Annotated in this window: 24 protein-coding genes; 7 read left to right on the forward strand and 17 right to left on the reverse strand. The window is 72.1% G+C overall.

All coding sequences use genetic code 11. The features are described from left to right. Nucleotides 1-44: 44 nt before the first annotated feature. The gene (locus HHL19_RS34540; RefSeq protein WP_169094338.1) at nucleotides 45-782 is read left to right on the forward strand and encodes a DUF3558 domain-containing protein; all 738 of its coding nucleotides are present in this window, start codon (nucleotides 45-47) and stop codon (nucleotides 780-782) included. Nucleotides 783-988: 206 nt separating this feature from the next. Further along, nucleotides 989-2,314 (forward strand): DUF2637 domain-containing protein, encoded by a 1,326-nt coding sequence (locus tag HHL19_RS34545; RefSeq protein WP_169094339.1) that lies wholly within the window; start codon nucleotides 989-991, stop codon nucleotides 2,312-2,314. A gap of 69 nt (nucleotides 2,315-2,383) precedes the next feature. Here HHL19_RS34545 and lysS read toward each other — a convergent pair whose 3' ends face one another. After that, on the reverse strand, nucleotides 2,384-4,105 hold the full coding sequence (gene lysS, locus HHL19_RS34550) for a lysine--tRNA ligase (protein WP_169094340.1): 1,722 nt from the start codon (nucleotides 4,103-4,105) through the stop codon (nucleotides 2,384-2,386). A gap of 220 nt (nucleotides 4,106-4,325) precedes the next feature. Here lysS and argS point away from each other — a divergent pair, with 220 nt between their 5' ends. After that, nucleotides 4,326-6,095, forward strand: coding sequence for an arginine--tRNA ligase (gene argS / locus HHL19_RS34555; protein WP_169094341.1), 1,770 nt, complete (start codon nucleotides 4,326-4,328; stop codon nucleotides 6,093-6,095). A gap of 30 nt (nucleotides 6,096-6,125) precedes the next feature. Here argS and HHL19_RS34560 read toward each other — a convergent pair whose 3' ends face one another. Next, the gene (locus tag HHL19_RS34560; RefSeq protein ID WP_169094342.1) at nucleotides 6,126-7,217 is read right to left on the reverse strand and encodes a helix-turn-helix transcriptional regulator; all 1,092 of its coding nucleotides are present in this window, start codon (nucleotides 7,215-7,217) and stop codon (nucleotides 6,126-6,128) included. Between the two features lie 280 nt (nucleotides 7,218-7,497). Here HHL19_RS34560 and HHL19_RS34565 point away from each other — a divergent pair, with 280 nt between their 5' ends. Next, nucleotides 7,498-8,184, forward strand: a complete 687-nt coding sequence (locus tag HHL19_RS34565) for a DUF4232 domain-containing protein (protein WP_169094343.1) — start codon at nucleotides 7,498-7,500, stop codon at nucleotides 8,182-8,184. On the opposite strand, the gene HHL19_RS34570 is transcribed toward HHL19_RS34565, so the two are convergent. The 7 genes from HHL19_RS34570 to HHL19_RS34600 form a co-directional block, all read right to left on the reverse strand. Next, nucleotides 8,185-8,457 carry a DUF1876 domain-containing protein gene (locus HHL19_RS34570; protein WP_169094378.1) on the reverse strand — a complete coding sequence of 91 codons (273 nt, stop codon included), beginning with the start codon at nucleotides 8,455-8,457 and terminating at the stop codon, nucleotides 8,185-8,187. It lies immediately after the preceding gene. Between the two features lie 111 nt (nucleotides 8,458-8,568). Further along, on the reverse strand, nucleotides 8,569-9,570 hold the full coding sequence (gene hemB / locus HHL19_RS34575; protein WP_169094344.1) for a porphobilinogen synthase: 1,002 nt from the start codon (nucleotides 9,568-9,570) through the stop codon (nucleotides 8,569-8,571). Between the two features lie 451 nt (nucleotides 9,571-10,021). Further along, on the reverse strand, nucleotides 10,022-11,692 hold the full coding sequence (locus tag HHL19_RS34580; RefSeq protein ID WP_169094345.1) for a uroporphyrinogen-III synthase: 1,671 nt from the start codon (nucleotides 11,690-11,692) through the stop codon (nucleotides 10,022-10,024). Next, nucleotides 11,689-12,675 (reverse strand): hydroxymethylbilane synthase, encoded by a 987-nt coding sequence (gene hemC, locus HHL19_RS34585; protein WP_169094346.1) that lies wholly within the window; start codon nucleotides 12,673-12,675, stop codon nucleotides 11,689-11,691. Before hemC ends, HHL19_RS34580 begins: the two co-directional genes overlap by 4 nt. Further along, nucleotides 12,672-14,027: a glutamyl-tRNA reductase gene (locus HHL19_RS34590; protein ID WP_169094347.1), complete on the reverse strand. Its 1,356-nt coding sequence runs from the start codon at nucleotides 14,025-14,027 to the stop codon at nucleotides 12,672-12,674. The genes hemC and HHL19_RS34590 overlap by 4 nt, the downstream gene beginning before the upstream one ends. Next, on the reverse strand, nucleotides 14,024-14,857 hold the full coding sequence (locus HHL19_RS34595; protein ID WP_169094348.1) for a redox-sensing transcriptional repressor Rex: 834 nt from the start codon (nucleotides 14,855-14,857) through the stop codon (nucleotides 14,024-14,026). The genes HHL19_RS34590 and HHL19_RS34595 overlap by 4 nt, the downstream gene beginning before the upstream one ends. Nucleotides 14,858-15,129: 272 nt before the next feature. After that, nucleotides 15,130-15,420, reverse strand: coding sequence for a glutaredoxin family protein (locus tag HHL19_RS34600; RefSeq protein ID WP_169094349.1), 291 nt, complete (start codon nucleotides 15,418-15,420; stop codon nucleotides 15,130-15,132). Nucleotides 15,421-15,513: 93 nt separating this feature from the next. On the opposite strand from HHL19_RS34600, the gene HHL19_RS34605 reads away from it, so the two are divergent. The 3 genes from HHL19_RS34605 to HHL19_RS34615 all read left to right on the forward strand — a co-directional run bounded on the left by HHL19_RS34605 (nucleotide 15,514) and on the right by HHL19_RS34615 (nucleotide 19,345). Then, nucleotides 15,514-16,482 (forward strand): HAD-IB family hydrolase, encoded by a 969-nt coding sequence (locus tag HHL19_RS34605; protein ID WP_169094350.1) that lies wholly within the window; start codon nucleotides 15,514-15,516, stop codon nucleotides 16,480-16,482. Between the two features lie 475 nt (nucleotides 16,483-16,957). Then, the gene (locus HHL19_RS34610; protein ID WP_169094351.1) at nucleotides 16,958-17,749 is read left to right on the forward strand and encodes an ECF subfamily RNA polymerase sigma factor, BldN family; all 792 of its coding nucleotides are present in this window, start codon (nucleotides 16,958-16,960) and stop codon (nucleotides 17,747-17,749) included. 345 nt (nucleotides 17,750-18,094) lie between these two features. Next, nucleotides 18,095-19,345: a DUF5667 domain-containing protein gene (locus HHL19_RS34615; protein ID WP_169094352.1), complete on the forward strand. Its 1,251-nt coding sequence runs from the start codon at nucleotides 18,095-18,097 to the stop codon at nucleotides 19,343-19,345. 206 nt (nucleotides 19,346-19,551) lie between these two features. Here HHL19_RS34615 and HHL19_RS34620 read toward each other — a convergent pair whose 3' ends face one another. The 8 genes from HHL19_RS34620 to HHL19_RS34655 form a co-directional block, all read right to left on the reverse strand. After that, nucleotides 19,552-20,601 carry a lysophospholipid acyltransferase family protein gene (locus HHL19_RS34620; RefSeq protein WP_169094353.1) on the reverse strand — a complete coding sequence of 350 codons (1,050 nt, stop codon included), beginning with the start codon at nucleotides 20,599-20,601 and terminating at the stop codon, nucleotides 19,552-19,554. 34 nt (nucleotides 20,602-20,635) lie between these two features. Continuing rightward, nucleotides 20,636-21,694, reverse strand: coding sequence for an NAD-dependent epimerase/dehydratase family protein (locus HHL19_RS34625; RefSeq protein WP_169094354.1), 1,059 nt, complete (start codon nucleotides 21,692-21,694; stop codon nucleotides 20,636-20,638). Nucleotides 21,695-21,859: 165 nt separating this feature from the next. Beyond that, entirely contained in the window at nucleotides 21,860-21,958 is a 99-nt protein-coding gene (locus HHL19_RS34630) for an AURKAIP1/COX24 domain-containing protein (protein ID WP_003948845.1), read from the reverse strand. Between the two features lie 152 nt (nucleotides 21,959-22,110). After that, nucleotides 22,111-22,320 (reverse strand): helix-turn-helix domain-containing protein, encoded by a 210-nt coding sequence (locus HHL19_RS34635; RefSeq protein ID WP_030495139.1) that lies wholly within the window; start codon nucleotides 22,318-22,320, stop codon nucleotides 22,111-22,113. 127 nt (nucleotides 22,321-22,447) lie between these two features. Continuing rightward, nucleotides 22,448-23,263 carry a phosphatase gene (locus tag HHL19_RS34640; RefSeq protein ID WP_169094355.1) on the reverse strand — a complete coding sequence of 272 codons (816 nt, stop codon included), beginning with the start codon at nucleotides 23,261-23,263 and terminating at the stop codon, nucleotides 22,448-22,450. 84 nt (nucleotides 23,264-23,347) lie between these two features. Then, nucleotides 23,348-24,523, reverse strand: a complete 1,176-nt coding sequence (locus tag HHL19_RS34645) for an acetoin utilization protein AcuC (RefSeq protein WP_169094356.1) — start codon at nucleotides 24,521-24,523, stop codon at nucleotides 23,348-23,350. Continuing rightward, nucleotides 24,492-25,688, reverse strand: a complete 1,197-nt coding sequence (locus tag HHL19_RS34650) for an MFS transporter (RefSeq protein ID WP_169094357.1) — start codon at nucleotides 25,686-25,688, stop codon at nucleotides 24,492-24,494. Before HHL19_RS34650 ends, HHL19_RS34645 begins: the two co-directional genes overlap by 32 nt. Before the next feature lie 43 nt (nucleotides 25,689-25,731). After that, nucleotides 25,732-26,379: an HAD family hydrolase gene (locus HHL19_RS34655; RefSeq protein WP_169094358.1), complete on the reverse strand. Its 648-nt coding sequence runs from the start codon at nucleotides 26,377-26,379 to the stop codon at nucleotides 25,732-25,734. Nucleotides 26,380-26,526 lie beyond the last annotated feature (147 nt).

A 26,526-nucleotide genomic window follows, 5' to 3' on the forward strand; every position in this document is an offset into this window, starting at 1 on the left:
GCACCGGCCCGGCACCGGCCGTACGACAAGCGACTGAAGGAACCATGCAGCGATCAGCTCCGCGACTCACCCGCATCCTCGCCGCCGCAGCCGTCCCCGTGATGCTCGTCGTCGCCGGCTGCTCCTCGGACTCGGGAAGCGACGGCGACGGAGCCGCCAAGACGGGCGGGGCGAAGGCGACCGCGAGCGCGACCGCGTCGGCGACCCCGTCCCCGACGCCGACCGTGGAGCCCGCGAAGTTCGCGAAGCTGCCCTCGGCGTGCAAGGCGATCGCGGCGAGGACCACTTCCGCGCTGGTCCCGAAGGCGAAGAACGAGAACGGCACCGCCGCGCCCTCCACGGACCTCTCCCACCGCGCGGGCTGCTCGTGGAACGGCCTGGAGGACCAGGGCGTCAAGGGCTCGCAGTACCGCTGGCTCGACGTGTCGTTCTACCGGTACGACTCCGAGGTCTCCCTCGGCAGCGGCCAGGCGCGCGCCCAGGAGAACTTCGCCAAGGAGCTCGGGAAGATCCAGGCCACCACCGGCGCGAAGACGCTGAGCACCGCGTCGGTGGCCGGTATCGGCGACGAGGCGAAGATGGTCACGTACACCGTGAACAAGACCGGCGAGGACTTCCCGTACGCGTCGATCGTGGCGCGCACCGGCAACGTGCTGGTGCTGCTGTCCTACAACGGCGCCGGATACGCGGGCGCGCCCGCGCCGCGGGCGAAGACGATCGTCGAGGGCGCGACGACGGCGGCGAAGGAGGCGGTCGCCTCGGTGACCGCCGCGAACAAGTAGTCGTACCAGCGGACATGAACATGTAGTCATACCCGCCGTTCGGTCGGGCCAACCCCCGTCGGCCGCCCGGGTACTGACACAAATCAACACAGACAGGCGTGTCCGAGCGGAGCCCGTCCCTCCCCAGAGGGTCGGGCTTCGTTCATGTGTGCCACTCTGGGGCCCGCGAGACGTCGAATCACGGGAGGGGATCGCGGGTGGCCGCGATGGAGCTGACACGCACACACCGCATACTCATCGGGCTCGTCATCGGCGGCGCGGTGATCATCGCGGGGATCGGTTTCGCGGGTTCGTACGCGGCCGTGCGCGAGCTTGCCGTACACAAGGGCTTCGGTACGTTCTCGTACTTCTTCCCGATCGGCATCGACGCGGGCATCTGTGTGCTGCTCGCCCTGGACCTGCTGCTGACCTGGCTCCGGATCCCCTTCCCGCTGCTGCGGCAGACGGCGTGGATCCTGACGGCGGCGACGATCGCGTTCAACGGCGCGGCGGCCTGGCCGGACCCGCTGGGCGTCGGCATGCACGCGGTCATCCCAGTGCTGTTCGTGGTCGCGGTCGAGGCGGCGCGGCACGCGGTGGGCCGGATCGCGGACATCACCGCGGACAAGCACATGGAGGGCGTGCGGCTGACCCGCTGGCTGCTGTCGCCGGTGCCGACGTTCCGGCTGTGGCGGCGGATGAAGCTGTGGGAGCTGCGCTCGTACGACCAGGTGATCAAGCTGGAGCAGGAGCGGCTGATCTACCAGGCCCGGCTCCAGGCCCGTTTCGGCCGCGGCTGGCGGCGCAAGGCGCCGGTGGAGGCGCTGATGCCGCTGCGGCTCGCCCGGTACGGCGTCCCGCTGGCCGAGACGGCCCCGGCGGGCCTCGCGGCGGCGGGCGTCGACCCGGTCCTCCTGCCGCCGAACCCGACTCCGACGCAGGCCCCGACGCAGGCCCCGGCTCTGGCCCAGGCCCCGGCCCCGGTTCTGGCTCAGGCCCCGGTCGCGATCGCCCCTCAGGTCCCTCAGGTCCAGGCCCAGGTCCAGGCCCAGGAGCAGGAGCCCGCCCCGGCCCCGCAGGCCCAGGCCCCCGGCCCCCAGCAGCAGGCCCAGCCGAACCACGAGAGCCCCTGGTTCGACGCCCAGCAGGTCACCCCGGACGGGTACGGCGGCATGTACACCGCGCAGCCGGAGGAGAACCCCTCGGAGGAGAGCGCCGCGGAGGAGAACGCCGCGGCGGCCATCCCCGGGGACGCCCGCCCGGTGGAACCGGAGCAGTCGGGTCCCGAGCTGTTCGGCGAGCTCCAGCGGCCCGACCCCCGTCAGGAGCCCGACCCTCAGATGGAGGAGTTCCGGGAGATCGCCTACAAGGTGACGTACGGCTTCGTGCAGGAGTACAGGCGCTTCCCGACCCCGTTCGAGCTGGATCAGCTGGTGGCGGAGGCGTACGGCCTCCAGAAGCTCCCGGAGCCCCAGTCCGACCTGCTCCAGCTGGTCACCCCTGAGGTGCAGGAGCGCGTCCGCGAGGAGATGCAGGAGTACGACCCCTCCTGACCCGTCCGCGCGCCGCGCACACGCCGAAGGGCCGCCCCCGATCACGGGAGCGGCCCTTCGCGCGTCGGGTCAGGCGCCGAGCAGCTTGCGCACCCGGTCCGCGCCGACGGCGAGGAGCAGGGTGGGCAGGCGGGGGCCCGTCTCGCGGCTCACGAGGAGCTTGTAGAGGAGGGCGAAGAAGGAGCGCTGGGCGACCTTCAGCTCGGGGGTGGGCTTGGCCTCGGGGGTGAGGCCGGCCATGACCTTCGGCACGCCGTAGACGAGCGTGGTGAGCCCGTCGAGCGACCAGTGGCTGTCGAGGCCCTCCAGGAGCAGCCGGAGCGATTCGCGGCCGTCGTCGTCCAGGGAGCCGAGGAGCTCGGTGTCGGGCTCCTCGCGGACGATGGTGCGCTGGTCGGCCGGGACCTGGGTGGTGATCCAGTTCTCGGCGCGGTCGAGGCGCGGCCGGACCTCGTCGAGCGAGGTGACCGGGGACTCCGGGTCGAGGTCGGTGAGGATCCGGAGGGTCTGCTCGTCGTGGCCGGCGGTGATGTCGGCGACGGAGGCGAGCGTGCGGTACGGCAGCGGGCGCGGGGTGCGCGGCAGCTCGCCGGCCGCGGTGCGGGCGGCACGCGCGTGTGCGGCGGCGTCGGCGGGCAGCGCGGTGCCGTCGGCGACCTTGGCCTCCAGCTTGTCCCACTCGTCGTAGAGCCGCTGGATCTCCTGGTCGAAGGCGATCTTGAAGGACTGGTTGGGCCGGCGGCGGGCGTAGAGCCAGCGGAGCAGCTGCGGCTCCATGATCTCCAGGGCGTCGGCCGCGGTGGGCACGCCGCCCTTCGAGGAGGACATCTTGGCCATGCCGCTGATGCCGACGAAGGCGTACATGGGGCCGATGGGCTGGACGCCGTCGAAGAGGGTGACGATCTGGCCGCCGACCTGGAAGGAGGAGCCGGGCGAGGAGTGGTCGACGCCGGAGGGCTCGAAGATGACGCCTTCGAAGGCCCAGCGCATGGGCCAGTCGACCTTCCACACGAGCTTGCCTCGGTTGAACTCGCTGAGCGCGACGGTCTCGGCGAAGCCGCAGGCGGAGCAGGTGTAGCTCAGCTCGGTGGTGTCGTCGTCGTAGGCGGTGACGGTGGTGAAGTCCTTGCCGCACTGCCCGCAGTAGGGCTTGTACGGGAAGTACCCGCCTCCGCCGCCGGAGCCGTCGTCCTCGCCGGCCGCGCCGGATCCCTCGGCGGCCTCCAGCTCGGCCTCGTCGACCGGCTTCTGGGACTGCTTCTTGGGGGCCTTCTTCGTCCGGTACTGGTCGAGGATGGCGTCGATGTCGCCGCGGCGGCGCATGGCGTGCAGGATCTGCTCGCGGTAGACGCCGGAGGTGTACTGCTCGGTCTGGCTGATCGGGTCGTACTCGACGCCGAGCTCGGCCAGGGCCTCGACCATGGCGGCCTTGAAGTGCTCGGCCCAGTTGGCGTGGGGCGAGCCGGCGGGGGCGGGGACGGCGGTCAGGGGCTTGCCGATGTGCTCGGCCCAGGACTCGTCGACGCCCTCGACGCCGTTCGGCACCTTGCGGTAGCGGTCGTAGTCGTCCCACGAGATGAGGTGGCGGACGGTGTACCCGCGGCGGCGGATCTCGTCGGCGACCAGGTGCGGGGTCATGACCTCGCGGAGGTTGCCGAGGTGGATCGGGCCGGAGGGGGAGAGACCGGACGCGACGACGACCGGTTTGCCAGGCGCACGTCGCTCCGACTCGGTGATGACCTCGTCCGCGAAACGGGAGACCCAGTCGGTCTCGGTGCTGCTCTGAGCCACGGTCGGTACGTCCTTCTTTCCGGATTCTTATGGGTACGCCTCGAAGCCTTGCGCCTTCCATTCTCCCAGACGGAGCGGCGCGCTCCGAGGTTGTCCACAGACGGGGAGAACGCGGAGGTTGTCCACAGGCGGGGAAAACACGTTGCCCACCCATGGGACACTTGACAAGCGAAATAGACCACCGGGACAACCGGACTCGACACAACAGGAACGGAAGCTCATGGCCTCGGTCCCTTCCCTCGCTTCGACCGTGCAGCAGCGCCTCGCGGAAGGCCTCTCGGCAGCCCTGCCGGAGGCCGGTTCCGCCGACCCGCTGCTCCGACGAAGCGACCGGGCCGACTTCCAGGCCAACGGCATCCTGGCGCTGGCCAAGCGGCTCAAGGGCAATCCGCGTGAGCTGGCCACGAAGGTCGTCGAGTCCATCCCGGCGAACGACGTGCTGAAGGAGATCGAGGTCTCCGGCCCCGGCTTCCTCAACATCACCGTGTCGGACGCGGCGATCGTGGAGACCCTCGCGGCCCGCGCCGCCGACGCGCGCCTCGGCGTGCCGTTGAACGAGGCGGCGGGCACGACGGTCATCGACTACGCGCAGCCGAACGTGGCGAAGGAGATGCACGTCGGCCACCTCCGTTCGGCGGTGATCGGCGCGGCGATGGTGGAGATCCTGGAGTTCACGGGCGAGTCCGTGGTCCGCAGGCACCACATCGGCGACTGGGGCACCCAGTTCGGCATGCTCATCCAGTACCTGATCGAGCACCCGCACGAGCTGGACCACAAGGCCGAGGGCGCGGACGTGGAGGTCTCCGGCGAGGAGGCCATGTCGAACCTGAACCGGCTGTACAAGGCGTCCCGCGCGCTGTTCGACGCGGACGAGGAGTTCAAGACCCGGGCACGCGCGCGTGTGGTGGACCTCCAGGCCGGTGACGAGGAGACCCTCGCCCTGTGGCAGCGGTTCGTCGACGAGTCGAAGATCTACTTCTACTCGGTCTTCGAGAAGCTCGACATGGACGTCCGGGACCCCGACATCGTCGGCGAGTCCGGTTACAACGACATGCTGCAGGAGACGTGCCGGATCCTGGAGGAGTCGGGCGTGGCGGTCCGCTCCGAGGGCGCGCTGTGCGTCTTCTTCGACGACATCAAGGGCCCGGACGGCAACCCGGTCCCGCTGATCGTCCAGAAGTCCGACGGCGGTTTCGGCTACGCGGCGACGGACCTGTCGGCCATCCGCGACCGGGTGCAGAACCTGAAGGCGACCTCGCTGCTGTACGTGGTGGACGCCCGCCAGTCCCTGCACTTCAAGATGGTCTTCGAGACGGCTCGCCGGGCGGGCTGGCTGAACGACGAGGTGAAGGCCGTCCAGCTGGCCTTCGGCACGGTCCTCGGCAAGGACGGCAAGCCCTTCAAGACCCGTGAGGGCGAGACGGTCCGGCTGGTGGACCTGCTGGACGAGGCGATCGACCGGGCTTCGGCCGTGGTCCGGGAGAAGGCCCAGGACCTCACGGAGGAGGAGATCGCCGAGCGGGGCGCCCAGGTGGGCATCGGCGCGGTGAAGTACGCGGACCTGTCGACCTCGGCGGCCCGTGACTACAAGTTCGACCTCGACCAGATGGTCTCGCTCAACGGCGACACGTCCGTGTACCTCCAGTACGCGTACGCCCGTATCCAGTCGATCCTGCGGAAGGCCGGGGACGCCGAGCCGGCCGCCCACCCCGAGCTGGAGCTGGCGCCGTCCGAGCGGGCCCTCGGCCTCCACCTCGACGGCTTCGGCGAGACGATCGCCGAGACCGCCGCGGAGTACGCGCCGCACAAGCTGGCCGCGTACCTGTACCAGGTGGCGTCGCTGTACACGACGTTCTACTCGGAGTGCCCGGTCCTCAAGGCGGACACCCCGGCGCAGGTGGAGAACCGCCTCTTCCTGTGCGACCTGACCGCCCGCACGCTCCACCAGGGCATGGCCCTGCTGGGCATCCGGACGCCCGAGCGCCTCTGACGCTCCCGGGGCGGGTGGGTCGGCGCGGGATCACTGCGCGACCCACTCGCCCTTGTCGGGCCAGTAGCCGTAGACCGTGCGGCCCTCGATGGCGTGCGTGCGGAACGGCTCCCCGCCGTCGTCGATCCGTACGGTCCCCTTCCGGTCCCCGGTGCTCCACTCCAGCTCCAGGTACCAGGCGGCGGCGTGCTCCTCCGTGTGGACGTCGAGGTTGAGCACCTGCGGGTCTCCGGTGGCGACCTTGTACGGGAAGTCCTTCGCGGGCACGATCCGGTCGCCGTCCTGTCCGGCGACGGCCTTCGCGTACGGCCGGGGCGCGTCGAGGTCGATGTCGAAGGTCTGCGGGGTGATCCCGCTGCCGCAGCCGTCGCCCATGGAGTACGCGATCCACTCCGGCGTCCGGTCCCGCTCGACGACCCGGACGCGGAGCCGCGACAGCACGACGGGTTCCTGGGTGCGGCCGGTGACGGTGACCTGGAGCTGCATGTGCCCGCCGTCGATGCCGCCGAGCGCGCGGGCCCACGGGCGGCTGTCCTGCGGCGCGGGCGGCGGCGGCACGTGCTCGGGCTTCTGGTCGAGGACGTAGTACTGCCCGCAGGGTTCGGCCCAGTTGTACGAGCTGATGCCGGCGTTCAGCGGAGCCGGCACCGGCGGTGCGGCGGAGCCGCCGCGCGGCTCCCGCTCCCCGTCCCGCGCCACCAGATACGCACCGGGCACGGCCAGGGCCACGACGGCCACGACGGCGAGCGCCCCCGTGAACCGCGCCCGGGACGGCGGCTCCGGTGAAGCCACGACGACGACCTCCGCCTCGTCGGAACCGGCGGCCGTGGAGAGCTCGGCGGGCTCGGCAGGCGGGGCGGGCGCCACCTCGCCACCCCGTCCCCGGGCCTCGTCGGCGACGATCCACGCGCGATGGAGCTCGACGAGTTCCTCGCGGGTGGCGCCGCAGAGCCGGCCGAGCCGTTCCACGGGGGCGAAGTCGGTCGGGACGGCGTCACCGTTGCAGTACCGGTGCAGGGTGGAGGTGCTGACGTGGAGCCGCTTGGCGAGCGCTCCGTAGCTCAGGCCCGACCGCTCCTTCAGCCCCCGCAGCAGCCCGGCGAGCCGGTCCCCCGTGTCCATCCGTCGCTCCCCCATCGCTGGTCGGCGTCCCGGGAACGCGTTCCGGGCGACGTACGTCTCCCCAGGTCGGAGGGGTTGGAAGCGTTCCAGCGTCCCTCATTGTCCCGCGTCGGTCGACACCGGGTCACACCGGCTCGCAGCATGGAGCCATGCCGAACAGCCGCGTCGCCGACGCCCTGGCAGTGACGGTGCTGATCATCTGCACCGCGATCGTGATCACCCTGCTCGACGGCCGCTGAGCGACCGGCCCACCGACCGGACCACCCACGGGGGAACCACCATGCGCACGTCCATCCGCACCCTCACCCTGCCCGCCGCAGCGCTCCTCGCGGCCCTCGCCCTCACCGCCTGCCAGTCGGCCGACCAGGAGGCGGCGCCCCCGGCCCCCGCGAAGCCCACCGCGACCACGACCGCGGCACCCACGACCTCGGCACCCGCCACCTCGGCACCCGCGCCCACGACCGAGCCGCCCGCCACGGCCCCGACCAAGGCCCCGACGAAGGTGCCGACGAAGGCACCGACGACAGCCCCGAAGAAGACCACCGCCCCGCCCGCGAAGCCCTCCCTCCGCCCCTGCACCGCCGCCGACGTGAAGGTCGTGGCGAGCAAGGTGAGCCGCCCGGTCAACCACCTCGCCCTCACGATCACGAACACCGGCGACCGCACCTGCCACGCCCTGAACGCGCCCCTGGTCGGCTTCGACCACAGCCAGGCGCCGATCGCGATCGTGGAGGACAGCAAGCCGCAGGCCGTGGTGAGCCTGGCCCCCGGGGCATCGGGCTACGCCTCCCTGATCCTCACCGGGGAGCCGGGCGAGGACACCCACGGCATGACCGTCCGCACGATCAAGGTCAACCTGACCGCGGACAGCATGGTGACGCTGAAGGCCCCGGAGGGCACGTACGTGGACGACGGCGCCGCCGTCTCCTACTGGCAGCAGGAACTGGCGGACGCCCTCCAGTACTGACTACCGGTTGATCGGGTACGACTTCCGCCCGGACACCTCGTCGATCTCCGCGTGTGCCTTCTGGAGGAGCTGCGAGGCCAGGTCCATCAGGGCCCGGGCCCCCGCGATCTCCTCGCCGACCCTGAGCTGCTCGGGATCGGCGGGGTTCCGGTGGGCGGTGCCGTGGGCCCGGAACTCGGATCCGTCCGGGAGCCGGACCAGGGCCGCCGCCCGCGTCCGGTCGCCCTCCTCCTTGAACTCCATGTCGACGTGCCATCCGACGAGCGTGTGCATCATGAGGACCACCTCCGGGGAGGTACCTGTCGGGTACCTCTCCAGGGTGCGCCGTACCACGCGCCCCCACCACTCGCCCGACGTTCCGACGGCCCGAGGGCCGTCCGCGGTCTAGCGGGCCTGCCTCAGCGTCCGCGCGGCCTCGGTGGCCCAGTAGGTGAGGATCATCTGCGCGCCGGCGCGGCGGATGCCGGTGAGGGTCTCCAGGATCGCCTTCTCGCGGTCGATCCATCCCTTCTCCGCGGCGGCCTCGACCATCGCGTACTCACCGCTGATCTGGTACGCGGCGACCGGTACGTCCACGGCCTCGGCGACCTTCGCGAGCACGTCCAGGTACGGGCCGGCCGGCTTCACCATGACCATGTCCGCGCCCTCGTCCAGGTCCAGGGCCAGCTCGCGCAGGGACTCGCGGAGGTTGGCGGGGTCCTGCTGGTAGGTCTTGCGGTCGCCCTTGAGGGAGGAGCCGACGGCCTCGCGGAAGGGGCCGTAGAAGGCGGAGGAGTACTTCGCGGTGTACGCGAGGATCGACACGTCCTCCTTGCCGATGGTGTCCAGGGCGTCGCGGATGACGCCGACCTGGCCGTCCATCATCCCGGAGGGGCCGACGACGTGGACGCCGGCGTCGGCCTGGACCTGCGCCATCTCGGCGTAGCGCTCCAGGGTGGCGTCGTTGTCGACCCGGCCGTCCTCGTCGAGGACGCCGCAGTGACCGTGGTCGGTGTACTCGTCGAGGCACAGGTCCGACATGATCACGAGCTCGTCGCCGACCTCGGCGCGGACGTCGCGGATGGCGACCTGGAGGATGCCGTCCGGGTCGGTCCCCGCCGTCCCGGCCCCGTCCTTCTTCGCGTCCTCCGGGACGCCGAAGAGCATGATCCCGGAGACTCCCGCCTCCACCGCCTCCACGGCGGCCCGCCGCAGCGTGTCCCGCGTGTGCTGGACGACGCCGGGCATGGCGTTGATCGGCACGGGCTCGGTGACGCCCTCGCGGACGAACGCGGGCAGGATCAGGTCGGCCGGGGAGAGACGGGTCTCGGCCACCATCCGGCGCATGGCGGGCGTGGTCCGCAGCCGCCGCGGCCGCGCCCCCGGAAAGCTTCCATACGAGTTCATACGAGCGAGGCTACGCCCGCCCCACACCCCCACTTACCGACACGATGTTGCCGCCCCCGCCCCCGCCCCGCCGCCGCTCCGTTGTGGGCAGGCGTTCCGCAAGGACGGTGCCCACCCTCCACCGCCGTTCCGTTGTGGGCAGGCGTTCCGCAAGGGGCGGAACGGGTGGGCACAACGGAACGGCACCTTCTGCGGGTGCCTCCGCACATGCGCCTGAACCCGCACCGGTACGGAGCCGTACAGCGGGTGCGGGTCCAGGCCCGGAAAGCCGAGGCGCGGCAGGGGGCGCCGTCCCTGTGCCCACCCGTCCCGCCCTAGCGGGACGTATGCCCACAGGGACGCCGGGCGCGAGCCCCGTGCCGGCACAGGGACGCCGGGCGCGGGCCCGCAGGAACGGCGGTGCGGGCCCCCGCGATCACGGAAGCCCGCACCCGTTCCCCGCCGCACCGCACTACGTGGTGCGCCGTCTCCGTGCCCCCGGCCTCCGCTCACTGGGCCGCGTCACGGGATCGCCCGCCTCCAGCGCCGCCTCCCGGCGCCGGATGCCGAACTCCGCCAGCGCTTCCGCGAGCTTGTGGACGGACGGCTCGGGGGACAGCACGTCGACCCGCAGCCCGTGCTCCTCCGCCGTCTTGGCCGTGGCCGGCCCGATGCAGGCGATGACGGTGACGTTGTGCGGCTTGCCGGCGATGCCGACGAGGTTCCGCACGGTCGACGACGACGTGAAGAGCACCGCGTCGAAGCCGCCGCCCTTGATCGCCTCGCGCGTGTCCGCCGGCGGCGGCGACGCGCGTACGGTCCGGTAGGCGGTGACGTCGTCGACCTCCCACCCGAGCTCGATGAGCCCCGCGACCAGCGTCTCGGTCGCGATGTCGGCCCGCGGCAGGAAGACGCGGTCGATCGGGTCGAAGACCGGGTCGTACGGCGGCCAGTCCTCAAGGAGTCCGGCCGCGGACTGCTCACCGCTGGGCACCAGGTCGGGCTTCACGCCGAAGTCGACCAGCGCCGCCGCGGTCTGCTCGCCCACCGCCGCGACCTTGATCCCGGCGAAGGCGCGGGCGTCGAGCCCGTACTCCTCGAACTTCTCGCGCACGGCCTTGACCGCGTTCACCGAGGTGAAGGCGATCCACTCGTACCGTCCGGTGACGAGCCCCTTCACGGCCCGCTCCATCTGCTGCGGGGTCCGCGGCGGCTCGACGGCGATCGTCGGCACCTCGTGCGGCACGGCGCCGTACGAGCGCAGCTGGTCGGAGAGCGACGCGGCCTGCTCCTTGGTGCGCGGCACGAGCACCCGCCAGCCGAAGAGCGGCTTGGACTCGAACCAGGCGAGCCGGTCGCGCTGCGCCGGGGCGCTGCGCTCGCCGACCACGGCTATCACCGGCCGGTGGCCCTCGGGGGAGGGGAGCACCTTGCCCTGCTTGAAGACCTGGGCGATCGTGCCGAGGGTCGCGTTCCACGTCCGCTGGCGCGTGGTGGTGCCGGCGATGGTGACGGTGAGCGGGGTGTCCGGCTTGCGGCCCGCCGCCACCAGTTCACCGGCGGCCGCGGCGACCGCGTCGAGCGAGGTGGAGACGACGACGGTGCCGTCGGAGGCGCCGACCTCGCCCCAGCACCGGTCGTCGGCGGTGCGCGCGTCGACGAAGCGGACGTCGGTGCCCTGCTCGTCGCGGAGCGGCACACCGGCGTACGCGGGGACGCCGACCACGTTCGCGACGCCGGGCACGACCTCGAAGGGGATGCCCTCGGCGGCGCAGGCGAGCATCTCGGCGCCCGCGTTCCCGTCGAGGCCGGGGTCGCCGGTCACCGCACGGACGACCCGCCTGCCGCCGCGCGCGGCCTCCATGACAAGATTGGCCGCATCCCTCAACACGGGGACACCGGCGGTTGTTGACGCCTCGTCAACAACCGTCAGCTCAGGCGTGCTCACGCCCGCGCGCGCATGGCCGCGGACGACGTCGAGGACCTCCGGCTCGGCGATCAGGACGTCCGCTCCGGCGAGGGCCTCGACGGCCCGCAGGGTCAGGAGTCCGGGGTCGCCTGGGCCTGCGCCGAGGAAGGTGACGTGGCCGTGGCCCGCGAAGACGGGGGGCACGGGGCTGGTGGTCGGGCTGGTGGGGCTCAAAGTGCTCGCTCCCCCATAAGACCGGCCGCACCCTTGGCGAGCATCTCGGCCGCGAGTTCGCGTCCGAGCGCCGCCGCCTCGTCGTGCGAGGTGGGTACGGGACCGGTGGTGGACAGCTGCACCAGCGTCGAGCCGTCGGTGGTGCCGACGACGCCGCGCAGGCGCATTTCGGTGACAACCTGCCCGTGACCGGGGCCGTCGGCGAGGATGTCGGCGAGCGCTCCCACGGGTGCGCTGCAGCCGGCCTCCAGGGCGGCGAGCAGGGATCGCTCGGCGGTCACGGCGGCCCGCGTCTGCGGGTCGTCGAGGGCGGCGAGCGTGGCGACGAGGTCGGAGTTCGACGCCGGGCATTCGACGGCCAGGGCACCCTGGCCGGGGGCGGGCAGCACGGAGTCGACCGACAGGTGCTCGGCCGACAGGCCGCCGAGGAGTTCCTCGGTGCCGCCGATGCGGTTGAGTCCGGCCGCGGCGAGGACGACGGCGTCGAGCTCGCCCTTGCGGACGTAGCCGACGCGGGTGTCGACGTTGCCGCGGATCGGGACGCAGGTCAGGTCGAGGCCGTGGCTGCGGGCGTACGCGTTCAGCTGGGCCATGCGGCGCGGCGAGCCGGTGCCGACGCGGGCGCCCTCGGGGAGCCGGTCGAGGGAGAGGCCCTCGCCGGTGATGAGGACGTCGCGCGGGTCCTCGCGCTTCGGGATCGCGGCCAGCACCAGGTCGGGGTGCTGGGCGGTCGGCAGATCCTTCAGGGAGTGGACGGCGAAGTCGACCTCGCCGTCGAGCAGCGCGTCGCGCAGGGCCGCGACGAAGACGCCGGTGCCGCCGATCTGCGCGAGGTGCTCACGGGAGGTGTCCCCGTACGTGGTGATCTCCACGAGCTCGACGGGTCGGCCGGTCAGCTGCCGGACGGCGTCGGCCACGTGCCCGGACTGGGCCATGGCGAGCTTGCTGCGCCTGGTCCCGAGCCTCAGTGCCCTCTCGGTCATACTCGCCCTCGGTTCTTGACGTCGGCGTCATTCAGGTCGGCCCGGGAGACGGAAGCCACCGTCTCCGGGTCGAGGTCGAAGAGTGTCCGCAGCGCGTCCGCGTACCCGGCGCCGCCGGGCTCGCTGGCGAGCTGCTTGACCCGCACGGTCGGCGCGTGCAGGAGCTTGTCGACGACGCGGCGCACGGTCTGGGTGATCTCGGCGCGCTGCTTGTCGTCGAGGCCGGGGAGGCGGCCTTCCAGGCGGGCGACCTCGCTGGCCACCACGTCGGCGGCCATGGTGCGCAGGGCGACCACGGTCGGGGTGATGTGGGCGGCGCGCTGGGCGGCGCCGAAGGCGGCGACCTCGTCGGAGACGATGCCGCGGACCTGGTCGACGTCGTTGGCCATGGGGGCGTCGGCGGAGGCGTCGGCGAGCGATTCGATGTCGACGAGCCGGGCGCCGGGGATCCGGTGGGCGGCGGCGTCGATGTCGCGGGGCATGGCGAGGTCGAGCAGGTGCAGCGGCTCGTCGCGGCCCGCGGCGGCGGCCTCGATCGCCTCGCCGGTGAGGACGAGTCCGGTGGCTCCGGTGCAGGAGACGACGATGTCCGCGCGGCCCAGTTCGTCGCCGACGGCAACCATCTCGGCCGCGCGCGCGGCCACGCCCGTGCCTCCGGGCTCGGTGAGGATCTCGGCGAGCCGCTCGGCGCGGGCGAGGGTGCGGTTGGCGATGACGATCTCGGCGACGCCGGCGCGGGCGAGGGTCGCGGCGGCCAGGGAGGACATGGAGCCGGCGCCGATGACGAGGGCGCGCTTGCCCCGCGCCCAGCCCTCGACGTCGGTGTCCCCGGCGAGCTGTTCCAGGCCGAAGGTGACGAGCGACTGTCCGGCCCGGTCGATGCCGGTCTCGCTGTGGGCGCGCTTGCCGACCCGCAGGGCCTGCTGGAAGAGGTCGTTGAGGAGCCGGCCCGCGGTGTGCTGGACCTGGCCGAGGGCGAGGGCGTCCTTGATCTGGCCGAGGATCTGGCCCTCGCCGACGACCATGGAGTCGAGGCCGCAGGCCACCGAGAAGAGGTGGTGGACGGCCCGGTCCTCGTAGTGCACGTAGAGGTAGGGGGTGAGCTCGTCCAGGCCGACGCCGCTGTGCTGGGCGAGGAGCGTGGACAGCTCGGCGACGCCGGCGTGGAACTTGTCCACGTCTGCGTAGAGCTCGATGCGGTTGCAGGTGGCGAGGACGGTGGCCTCGGCGGCCGGTTCGGCGGCGAGGGTGTCCTGGAGGAGCTTGGTCTGGGTGTCGGCCTGCAGCGAGGCCCGCTCCAGGATGGAGACGGGGGCGCTGCGGTGGCTCAGCCCGACGACGAGGAGGCTCATGCCGGCATCACCGCGGGGGCGTCCCCGTCGGGTCCCTTGCGACCGCCGTCCGCGGCGGAACGGGCGCTGTCGGCGGTGGCACGGCCGTTGTCGGCGCCGGTACGAGCGCTGTCGGAGGTCGTGCGGGCGGCGGGCGGCGCCGCCGGGGCGGTCTCCTCGCCCAGCTCCTCGCCGGCCTTGCGCTGCTCGTGGAAGGCGAGGATCTGGAGCTCGATGGAGAGGTCCACCTTGCGCACGTCGACGCCGTCGGGCACCGAGAGCACGGTCGGGGCGAAGTTGAGGATGGAGGTCACGCCGGCGGCGACGAGCCGGTCGCAGACCGCCTGGGCGACACCGGCCGGGGTCGCGATGACGCCGATGGAGACGCCGTCCTCGGCGATGATCTTCTCCAGGTCGTCGCTGTGCTGGACGGGGATCCCGGCGACCGGCTTGCCGGTCATGGCGGGGTCGGCGTCGATCAGCGCGGCGACGCGGAAGCCGCGGGAGGCGAAGCCGCCGTAGCCGGCGAGCGCGGCGCCGAGGTTGCCGATGCCGACGATCACGACCGGCCAGTCCTGGGTCAGGCCGAGCTCGCGGGAGATCTGGTAGACGAGGTACTCGACGTCGTAGCCGACACCGCGGGTGCCGTACGAGCCGAGGTAGCTGAAGTCCTTGCGCAGCTTCGCGGAGTTGACGCCGGCCGCGGCCGCGAGCTCCTCCGAGGAGACCGTGGGTACGGAGCGTTCCGAGAGCGCGGTCAGGGCGCGCAGATACAGCGGAAGGCGGGCGACGGTGGCCTCGGGAATTCCTCGGCTACGGGTCGCCGGTCGGTGAGTTCGGCCAGTTGCCACGGTGCTCCTGCGGGATGAGCGGGGCTGCAGGCGGCCATATGTCCCAGGACCGCCCCGTCGAATGCAGGCTATGTCTTTGTGAACGCGTGCACAAAGATGGTGTCCGTTTTGTCTGCCCAAAGTGACCGGGGTCACGCGGCCGGTTATCGACGGTACGGAACCGTCACACGGCGCGACACGTCGAGATCCCGAAGGGGGCAAAGCCGCACACTCTCCTCACGACGTGACCCCCGAATGCCAACAAAACGTCCATGATGGTAACCGGCTTTCGGTCAGGCACCCAGTTCACGCCGGAGCCGCTCGGCGTCCACCCGCCAGAAGGTGTGCTGCTCCCCGTCGACCAGGACGACGGGGATCTGTTCCCAGTACTCCTTGTACAGCGCCTCGTCCTGGAGGATGTCCCGCTCCTCCCATCGTGCCCCCGTCTCGGCGCAGACGGCCTCGATCACCGCCCGGGCGTCGTCGCACAGATGACACCCCGGCTTCCCGATCAGCGTCACGGTCCGCGCGGCCGGATCCTTCGCCGCGTCCTTCTTCTTGGTACGTCCGAACATGCCGTCCATTGTCCCGCCCGGCAACGGTGGGGACCCGCACTGTTCACACGACGGCATCCCCACAAGTCGGGAAGGACCGAACAGACTGGCTATGCTCCAGACATGGCCGCTCTGGGATGGCTCACCCCCCGTAGGCGCTCCGCCACCGCGCGCAGCGTCCTCGCAGGCGAGGCCGCCGCCGAGGCGGCCCGCAAGACCTCGCTCCAACTGGAGCGGGAGCGCGAGGAGGAGGCCGCCGCCCTCGAAGCGGCCGAGGCCGTCGAAACCGCCCCGGAGGAGCCCGAGTTCCCCGTCGTGGGCGACGTCAGGGCCGCCGCCTTCTTCGACCTCGACAACACCGTGATGCAGGGCGCCGCGATCTTCCACTTCGGCCGCGGCCTGTACAAGCGGAAGTTCTTCCAGCGCCGCGAACTCGCCCGCTTCGCCTGGGCGCAGGTCTGGTTCCGGCTGGCCGGCGTCGAGGACCCGGCCCACATGCAGGAGGCCCGCGACAGCGCGCTCTCCATCGTCAAGGGCCACCGCGTCTCCGAACTGATGTCGATCGGCGAGGAGATCTACGACGAGTACATGGCCGACCGGATCTGGCCGGGCACCCGCGCCCTGGCCCAGGCCCACCTCGACGCGGGCCAGAAGGTCTGGCTGGTGACGGCCGCCCCGGTCGAGACGGCCACGATCATCGCCCGCCGCCTCGGCCTCACCGGCGCCCTCGGCACGGTCGCCGAGTCCGTCGACGGCGTCTACACCGGCCGGCTGGTCGGCGAACTGCTGCACGGCCCGGCCAAGGCCGAGGCGGTACGCGCCCTGGCCGCCGCCGAGGGCCTGGACCTCGGCCGCTGCGCCGCGTACAGCGACTCGCACAACGACATCCCGATGCTCTCGCTCGTCGGCCACCCGTACGCGGTCAACCCCGACACCAAGCTGCGCCGGCACGCCAGGAACCTCGACTGGCGACTGCGCGACTACCGGACCGGACGCAAGGCCGCCAAGATCGGCATCCCGGCCGCCGCGGGCCTCGGCGCCGTCGCCGGCGGCACCGCCGCGGCGGTCGCCCTGCACCGCCGCCGCCGCTGACCGCGCCCGAACTCCCCGCCGCACCCGCACTCTCCGCCGTACCCGAACTCCCCGCCGCTCACGGAGCGCCACGCCCGTGGCGATACGTTTCGGCTGCGATCATCTGCGACAACCACGGACCAGCGGGGCTCACCCGTCCGTGGTCGAACAGCGCCCGCACACCCCGACTCCCGGACATTCCCGCGCCCTTACCCAGGAGCGGCGGCGCTCACTCTCCCCTACCGCACATGAGCACAACGCAACGCCGACGCAATCACACTCGGAAGCCACTCGATCAATAACCGATCACGAAGTACGACTTGATCCGCTTGCAAGCGGTAACAGAACCGACGTAATCGATGATTTGAGCAACTGGGTGTAGCGCTGCCTGTACGAAGCGTTATTCTCCTCAGACGCACAGCGGAACCCTCCCGTCGCCACGACGAGTGAACGGATCCGCACTGCACGTGATGGAAGCTCTGCCTCTGGGAGTCCCGTGTACCCACACGTCGGGGTTGACGCCTCGGGCCTGGCTACGCTGCGCGCAACGGTCCTCGACCACTTGCGTGGCTTCGTCCCCACCGCGTACGTCGGCCCTGCGCCCGCCTTCGCCTTCGCCGCACCGGCACCGGCCGGCCCTTGCTATGCCCTGGCCGACGGCGGTGCCGCCGTCGGCAGACGGGGCGCGCGCGGCGGCGCCGGCAACTCGACCGCCGCCCGACGCCCCACCGCCGACAGCGACAGCGCCCGGATGATGGATCTGGTCGAGCGCGCCCAGGCGGGCGAGGCCGAGGCCTTCGGCCGGCTGTACGACCAGTACAGCGACACCGTCTACCGCTACATCTACTACCGCGTCGGCGGGAAGGCGACGGCGGAGGACCTCACCAGCGAGACCTTCCTGCGCGCCCTGCGCCGGATCTCCACCTTCACCTGGCAGGGCCGGGACTTCGGCGCCTGGCTCGTCACCATCGCCCGCAACCTCGTCGCCGACCACTTCAAGTCCAGCCGCTTCCGGCTGGAGGTCACCACCGGCGAGATGCTCGACGCCAACGAGGTCGAGCGCAGCCCGGAGGACTCCGTCCTGGAGTCCCTCTCCAACGCCGCGCTTCTGGACGCCGTCCGCCGCCTCAACCCCCAGCAGCAGGAGTGCGTCACCCTCCGCTTCCTCCAGGGCCTCTCGGTCGCCGAGACCGCGCGGGTCATGGGGAAGAACGAGGGCGCGATCAAGACCCTCCAGTACCGGGCCGTCCGCACCCTGGCCCGGCTCCTGCCCGAAGACGCCCGCTGACCGGGGCGGCCCCACCGCCCCCGGACCGCCGACCGCCGCCACCCCCTCGCTCACCCCGCCCTCTCCCCCACTGAAGTCACTTGTCCCCCTCACCTCACCCACACCCCTCCCCCCACGCCACCACTGCCCGTTCCCATTCACAGTCGGTGACGCATCGATGACGCACTGGTCCGATCATCTTTCGCGCGTAACCCAAGTGCCGCGCCGCTCGTTGTGCGAAATGCAGGCTCCCTGTGGTCACGCCCTGCCCGCGGGTACTCACTCGTTCGTGTGTATCCGCTCAAGGCGGGCAACCTTCCGGACCCCTTGGGGAGTCGACCGTCATGACGAGAGGAGGTGCCGCCAGTGATCGCGAACGTGCACCGGCGGGCGAACGCCTTCGCCCAGGCCCTGGAGGACCGGGCGCCCGAGGGCGAGACGGCCGGCCGGCCCGACGCCCCGGCCGACACGGGCGACCAGGGACGGCTGTTGGCCTTGGCGAGCGGACTCGGCGACCTGCCGAAACCGGAACTCGACCCCGAGGTCAAGGTGGTGCAGCGAGCCCAGCTCGTCGCTGCCATGGAGGCGATGTTCGCCCAGGGGACGGCCGCCGCGGGCCCTACCGTCCCGGAACAGCGGAGCACCAGGGGCGCCCACCGGGCATCCCCCCTGCGCAAGCTCCGCCCGCGCACGCGCTGGACCAAGGGGCTCGCCGCCGGCGGTCTCACCGTCGGTGTGGCGGCCGGAGCCTTCGGCGGCGTCGCCGCCGCCAGCTCCGACGCCCTGCCCGGTGACTCGCTCTACGGGCTCAAGCGCGGCATGGAAGACCTCAAGCTGGGCATGGCCGACGACGACGCCGACCGCGGGGGCATCTACCTCGACCAGGCGTCCACCCGGCTCAGCGAGGCCCGCCGCCTCATGGAGCGCACCCGCTCCGGCGACCTCGACCACGAGTCCCTCAGCGAGATCCGGCGCGCCCTCGGCGGCATGAAGCACGACGCCGAGCAGGGCCACCGGCTGCTCCGCCAGGCCTACGACCGGGACGGCGAGCTCGCCCCCATGGCCCGGCTGAACTCCTTCGCCCAGGCCCACCGCAACACCTGGAACGGCCTGCGCGACCGCCTCCCCGTCCAGCTCACGGACGTCGGCGAAGAGGTCAGCGGCGTCTTCGCCGCCATAGACCAGGAAGTCGAGCCGCTCCAGTCGGTGCTGCCCCGCACCCTCGAAAAGGGCGCGACCGACCCCGGCTCCAGCAGCAGCCCCACCGCCCGGCAGGACCAGCCGGGCACGGACACCAGCCGGCCCACAACCACCCAGGGCACCCCGGCCCAGGGCAGCTCCGCCACCCCCCGCCCCGCCGACACCACCCAGGGCGCGGGCACCAGCGGCACCACCGGCACCGGCACCACCCCGAGCCCGGGCGCCGAGACCGGCACCACCGCCCCGGAGGACGACGGACTCCTCGGCGGCAACACCGGCGGCCTCCTGCCGACCCCGGCGGGCACCACCGCCCCCGAGGAACAGCACGTGACCCCCACACCCCCCGACGTCACCATCCCGCCACTCCTGCCGGGCCTCCTTCCAGGCCTCGGCATCGACAGCGAGGACGCTCGCTGACAAGAGGAAGGGGCGCCCCCACGGACGGGGGGCGCCCCTTCCTCCATCCGTACACGGCACTCAGAAAAAGACCGACCGCCGCTGCACCAGCAGCTTGGCCCCTCTTGCTCTGCCCTCCTCGCACCGCTCGGCCCCAAGGGGCCTCCCGGGCTTCGGAAGGCTGCGCCGGACTCCGTCCGTCGGACCCGCGGCCCTCGGCCCTCGCGTCAGAAGAAGACCGACCGCCGCTGCACCAGCAGCTTGTAGAGCGTGTGCTGGATCTGCTCCCGGACCTGGTCCGTCAGGTTGAACATCAGCATCGGGTCCTCCGCCGCCTCCGGCGGATAGCCGTCCGTCGGGATCGGCTCCCCGAACTCGATCGTCCACTTCGTCGGCAGCGGCAGCATCCCCAGCGGCCCCAGCCACGGGAAGGTCGGCGTCACCGGCACGTACGGCAGACCGAGCAGCCGCGCCAGCGTCTTCGCGTTCCCGATCATCGGGTAGATCTCCTCGGCGCCCACGATCGAGCAGGGCACGATCGGCACCCCCGCCCGCAGCGCCGTCGAGACGAAGCCGCCCCGGCCGAACCGCTGGAGCTTGTACCGCTCCGAGAACGGCTTCCCGATCCCCTTGAAGCCCTCCGGCATCACGCCGACGACCTCCCCGGCCTTCAGCAGCCGCTCCGCGTCCTCCGCGCACGCGAGCGTGTGCCCCGCCTTCCGGGCCAGCTCGTTGACCACCGGCAGCACGAAGACCAGGTCCGCCGCGAGCAGCCGCAGATGCCGGCCGGCCGGATGGCGGTCGTGCACCGCCACCTGCATCATCAGCCCGTCCAGCGGCAGCGTCCCGGAATGGTTGGCGACGACCAGCGCCCCGCCCTTCTCCGGGATGTTCTCGACGCCCTTCACCTCCACCCGGAAGTACTTCTCGTACAGCGGGCGCAGCAGCGACATCAGCACCTGGTCGGTCAGCTCGGCGTCGTACCCGAACTCGTCGACCTCGTACTCCCCCGTGACCCGCCGCCGCAGGAACGCCAGCCCGCCCGCGACCCTCCGCTCCCACCCGGCCCGCCCGGCACCCTCCGCGGCGGGCTCCGCCACGGGCTCCGGGGCGGGCGTCCCGCCCGGCGCCTCGTCCGGCACCTCCCGCGCCCCCGGCAGCGCCCGTACGGCCGCCGGGCCGCCGGTCCCGGCACCGGACGGGTCCTCGGGCCGGCCGGGCCGCCGCCGGGCCCGCGAACGGTCGTCGTCGAAAGGAATCACCTTGGCGTCCGCCATCGCTGTCGCCGCTCCTCAGGCACCGTCGTAAGAGTCAGGAGTATGAGTCGGGAGAGGGAACCGCCCCCGGGGCGACCCGGCCCGCCAACCGGTCCACCGCCCCCGCGAGCCGCTCCGGCGGCAGCAGCCCCGGCCCCCGGCTCGCCGCGAAGTCCGCGAACGTCTCCGCCGTCGAGTACCGCGGCCGGAAACCCAGCACCTCCCGCAGTTGGACGGTCGACACGACCCGCCCGTGCGTGAGGAGCCGGATCTGCTCGGGCGCGAAGTCCGTCAGCCCCACCGTCCGCAGCGCCGAGCCCACCCAGGTCACCGCCGGCAGCAGCACCGGAACCGTCGGCCGCCCGAGCCGCCGCGCGCACTGCGAGAGCAGCAGCACCCCGTCGCCCGCCACGTTGAAGGTCCCGCTGTTCAGGGACGCCCGGCGCGGCTCCTGCGCCACGAGCCGCAGCACGTCGATCACATCGTCCTCGTGGACGAACTGCAGCCGCGGGTCGTACCCCAGGACCGTCGGCATGACCGGCAGCGACAGGTACTCGGTCAGCGGCGACTCCACCCGCGGGCCCAGGATGTTCGCGAACCGCAGCACGCACACCGCCACGTCCGGCCGCCGCCGGGCGAAGCCCCGGACGTACCCCTCGACCTCGACCGCGTCCTTGGCGAAACCCCCGCTCGGCAGCGACTTCGCCGGCGTCGTCTCGGTGAAGACCGCCGGGTCGCGGGGCGCGGAGCCGTACACGGTCGTACTGGACTTCACCACGAGCCGGCCGACCCGCGGCGACTGCTGGCAGGCCCCGAGCAGCTGCATGGTGCCGATGACGTTGGTCTCCTTGACCGCCGTCCGGCCGCCGGCGCCCAGCGCCGTCCCCGTCACGTCGAGGTGCACCACCGTGTCCACCTCGTGCTCCGCGAGCACCTTGGCGATGGCGGGCCGGCGGATGTCCGCCCGGACGAAGTCGGCGGCCCCCAGCGGATGCGCGGGCTCGACCGCGTCCACGGCCACCACCCGCTCCACCTCCGGGTCCCGCTGGATCCGCCGCACGAAACGTCCCCCCAGATGCCGGGCGGCACCGGTGACGAGCACGACCTTGCCCAAGATCAGCGCCTTCCGTCCGAACTTCCGTCCGTCTTCCCGACCGTCTTTCCGTAGCCGCCACCGTAGCGCCTGAGCATTTCGGCGCAATGAAAACGTGGCCCCTCACCGATGACGGTGAAGGGCCACGTCTTTTCACGCACGGGAAACCGCTCGCGCGGCCGCCGCCTACTTCTTGTTGCGACGCTGAACGCGCGTGCGCTTGAGCAGCTTGCGGTGCTTCTTCTTGGCCATCCGCTTGCGCCGCTTCTTGATAACAGAGCCCACGACTACCCTCGCTCACTTCTTCTCACTGGTGCGGGGCGTCTGGGCCCACACGACCTACGAGGGGTCAGCCTACCGCCCCTGGCACCACACGAGTAATCCGAGGGCCGTACGCGGCTCACCGGCCGTTCGGCCGCGGGTCGGCCGCGCGCCCCCTACGCGGTCCCCACCCCCACGTACGACTCCCTCAGGTACGCGTGAACCGCCTGCTCCGGGACCCGGAAGGACCGGCCCACCCGGATCGCCGGCAGATGACCGCTGTGCACCAAGCGGTACACGGTCATCTTCGATACGCGCATCACCGCGGCGACTTCCGCCACGGTCAGGAACTTGACCTCGTTGAGAGGCCGATCGCCAGCAGCCATGACCCACCTGTACCTTCCGCCGCGACGCCCACCGGCTTCCCCTCCGGTGACTCTTCGTCGTCGAACGCTCACGAATCAGAGTAGGGGCGGGTGGTGCGAGTGGGGAAGAGGAGCTCCTATCGCCCGTTTACCGTGACAGACACGCTCGATTGAGTACATAGCGCGTGAGGGGACGGTAGTACGCCGAGGGCACCCCGTCATCCAGCGGGACGGCCACCGCCACCTGCCCCTCGGCCTCCCCCACGAACAGCGCCGGATCGTCGGTGTCGGCCAGCCCGATCGCCTCGATACCCAGCTGACCAGCACCGCAGACCCAGCCGTGGTCCCCCACGACCAGCGCCGGCAGCGGCCCGCCGGCCTCCGCCGCACTCTCCAGGGCGGCCCTCACCGGCAGCGCCGAGTGGGAGTGCGCCCCCGGCTCGCGCCCGCCCTCCGACGGCCCCGCCTCCCGTACGAACGCGACGCCGCGTACGTAGTCGAGGACGTACGTGCGTAGACCGAACCGGGTCGTTATGTCGACACATCGCCCCTGCGCCGGGGTGAGTACGTCACATCCCGCCGCCGACAGGGCGTCTGCGAGAGCGACGTAGAAACCGAGCAGCCGGTGCGGATGCCCCGTCCCGAACAGCACCGGCGCCCGCCGCGCCGCCGCCACCGCCAGCCGGCCCGCGAAGGCGTCGAGGCCGCGCAGCGTCCGCTCCGGATCGATCGCGTCCGGCCCCGAGCGGTACGCCGGATCCCCCGACACCCCGCACTTCTCCGCCATCAGCCGCAGCAGCTCCGCCTCGCCCCAGCCGCCGGCCGGCACGAGGCCCAGCGTCACCCGGGGGTCCCCCGCGGCGAAGAGCCGGTAGCTCCGCAGGCTCTCCTCCCGCGAGGTCGCCACCGTCCCCGCCAACCCCGCCGCCAACAGATGCGCCCGCAGCGCCCCGGTACTCAACACCCTCCCGATGCTGCCGGATCACCGCTGTCGGAGCGTCAGAATCCGCTGCACGCCGCACCGTTGGCGTAACAGGAGACGCACCGGTCAGGCGAGCAGCCCGCGCAGCGGGAAAGCCGCCTTCCGGGTCGCGAGCACCGCCTGGTCGAGGCGGTCCGCGGGGTCGTAACCGGCCGCCCAGTCACGGAAGTCCACCGGCCACCGCCCGTCGGTCATCCGCCCGGGACCCAGCTGCCGGGTCCGCGCGTACACCTCGTCCCGCCACGAGGACGGCACCACCGTCTCGGGCGCCACGGGCGCGTGCGCCGCGATCCCCACCAGGTGCGTCCACGACCGCGGTACGACGTCGACCACGGCGTATCCGCCGCCGCCGAGCGCCACCCACCGGCCGTCCGCGTGGGCGTGCGCCAGCTCGTGGCACGCCTCCTGCACGGCCCGCTGCGCGTCCAGCGACACCGCCAGGTGGGCCAGCGGGTCGTCGAAGTGGGTGTCCGCCCCGTGCTGGGTCACCAGGACCTGCGGCCGGAAGTCGGCGAGCAGCTCCGGCACCACCGCGTGGAAGGCCCGCAGCCACCCCGCGTCCCCGGTGCCGGCGGGCAGCGCCACGTTCACCGCGCTCCCCTCGCCGGGCCCGTCCGCACCGGTCTCCTCCGGCCAGCCGGTCTGCGGGAACAGCGTCCGCGGATGCTCGTGCAGCGAGATCGTCAGGACCCGCGGATCCTCCCAGAACGCCGCCTGCACCCCGTCCCCGTGGTGCACGTCGACGTCCACGTACGCGACCCGCTCCGCGCCCAGTTCGAGGAGCCGGGCGATGGCCAGCGAGGCGTCGTTGTAGACACAGAACCCGGCCGCTCCGCCGGGCATCGCGTGGTGCAGCCCGCCGGCGAAGTTCACGGCGTGCCCGGCCTCACCCCGCCACACGGCCTCCGCCGCCGCCACCGACTGCCCGGCGATCAGCGCGGACGCCTCGTGCATCCCCGCGAACGCCGGATCGTCGACCGTCCCGAGCCCGTACGCCTGGTCGGCGTGGCGCGGATCGGCGGAGGCGGCCTTCACGGCGGCCAGGTAGTCCTCGCGGTGCACGAGCCGCAGCGTCGAGTCCCCGGCCGCCTTGGCCGCCACCACGTCCACGGCCCGGTCGAGCCCGAAGGCGCGCACCAGCCCCATGGTCAGTGCGAGCCGTACCGGGTCCATCGGGTGCTGGGGCCCGAAGTCGTACCCCGTGACAGCTTCATCCCACATCAACAGTGCGCGGCCGCTCATGACCGCCACCGTATCGGGCCTCCCGTGCGCCGAACGACGTGGCATACACCACCGTCACCAGGACGAGCACCATCGGCACCACCATGGCGCCCCGGTAGCTCCAGGCGTCCCCGAGCGCCCCGACGAGCGGCGAGCCGACGAGGAATCCGACGTAGTTGAAGACGTTGAGCCGCGCGACGGCCGCGTCGCTGTTCTCCGGGAAGAGCCGCCCGGCCGCCGCGAAGGTCTGCGGCACGATCACGCTCAGCCCGAGCCCGAGGACGGTGAAGGCGGCGATCCCCACCCACGCCGACGTCGCCACCGCCACCAGCGCGAACCCGCACGCCGCGAGCACCGCCCCGGCCCGCACGACCACCGACGCCCCGAGGTACCGCACCCCCAGGTCGCCCACGGCCCGCCCCAGCAGCGTCGTCACCATGTACGCGTTGTACGGGACGGTCGCCGTCTCCTCCGAACTGCCGAGCACGTCCTGGAGGTACTTCGCCGACCAGTTGGAGACCGTCGAGTCCCCGATGTACGCGAAGGTCATCACCAGGCACAGCGGCAGCAGCAGCTTGAACGACAGCGCCCCGCCCCTCGCCTCCGCACTCCGCTCCGGCGCGGCCTGCCCGTCCACGTACCACCGGCTGCCGAGGTACGCGGCCGGCGCAAGCACCACGACCACCGGCAGGTACGACCAGAACAGCGTCAGGTGCCAGTGCGCCCCCACCCAGGCGAGCGAGGCGCCGGCGATCCCGCCGAGGCTGTACGCGGCGTGGAAACCGAGCATGATGCTCCGGCCGTACGTCCGCTGGAGGCTCACCCCCAGCATGTTCATGGAGGCGTCGAGCGCGCCGACCGCGAGCCCGAACACCCCGAGCGCCACGGCCGCCATCCACAGCGCGTCCCCCGCCCCCACGCCGAGCAGCGCGAGGAGCACGACGGGCTGGGACCACCGCAGCACCCGCGAGGGCGCCACCCGGGCGACGACCTTCTCGGTCGCCACGCTCGCGACCCCGGCGAGGATCGGCACGGCGGCCAGGAAGAGGGGCAGCAGCCCGTCGGAGATCCCGTACCGGTCCTGGATCCCGGGTATCCGGGTCACGAGCAGCGCGAAGGCCACGCCCTGGACGAAGAAGCTGAGGGCCAGGGACCCCCGCCCCCGCCGCAGTCGCACATCGGTCATGGCGGCACAGCGTAGGCCCGCCTCCTACCGATGGGTAGATGGATCACAGACCCAAAATGGCGGGCAGTTCCTCCATCCGCGAGAAGAACCCCCGTGCTCCCGCCAGCCGGTCCTCCGGCGTCATAGCGGTGAACCCGTACACGTCCATCCCGGCGGCGACGGCCGCCTGCACCCCGAGCCGGCTGTCCTCGACGACGACACACCGCTCGGGTGCCACCCCCATCCGCTCGGCCGCGTGGAGGAAGAGGTCCGGCGCCGGCTTGCCCCGCCCCACGTCCTCGGCGCTGTAGACGAGCCCGTCGGGGAAGTAGGCGTCCAGCCCGGTCTTCCGGTGCCCGACCCGGATCCGCTCGTGGCTCCCGGACGAGGCCACGCAGTACGGCACTCCGTCGGCGACCAGCCGCTTCAGCACGTCCACCGCCCCTTCCACCGGCTCCAACTCCTCCTGGAAGGCGGCGAAGACCCGTGCGTGGAAGGCGTCGTCGAAGTCCTCGGGCAGCCGCTGCCCACTCCGTTCGAGGACGAGGTCGTGCACCCGGTGGATGGCGGCCCCCATGTAGTCACGGAGGGAGTCCTCGTACGTGGTGGGGTGCCCGAGCTCGGTGAGGTAACCGGCGAGCAGCCGGTTGGACAGCGGCTCACTGTCGACGAGCACGCCGTCGTTGTCGAAGATGACCAGGTCGTAGCGCATAAACCCAGCCTAGAGCCGCCCCGTGAACGCAGAAAAGCCCCGCACCATAAGGTGCGGGGCTTCCCCACAATGATTGTTCGGCGGCGTCCTACTCTCCCACAGGGTCCCCCCTGCAGTACCATCGGCGCTGAAAGGCTTAGCTTCCGG

The organism is Streptomyces sp. R302, assembly GCF_012927245.1.
In the GTDB taxonomy this organism is placed as follows: Bacteria; Actinomycetota; Actinomycetes; order Streptomycetales; family Streptomycetaceae; genus Streptomyces.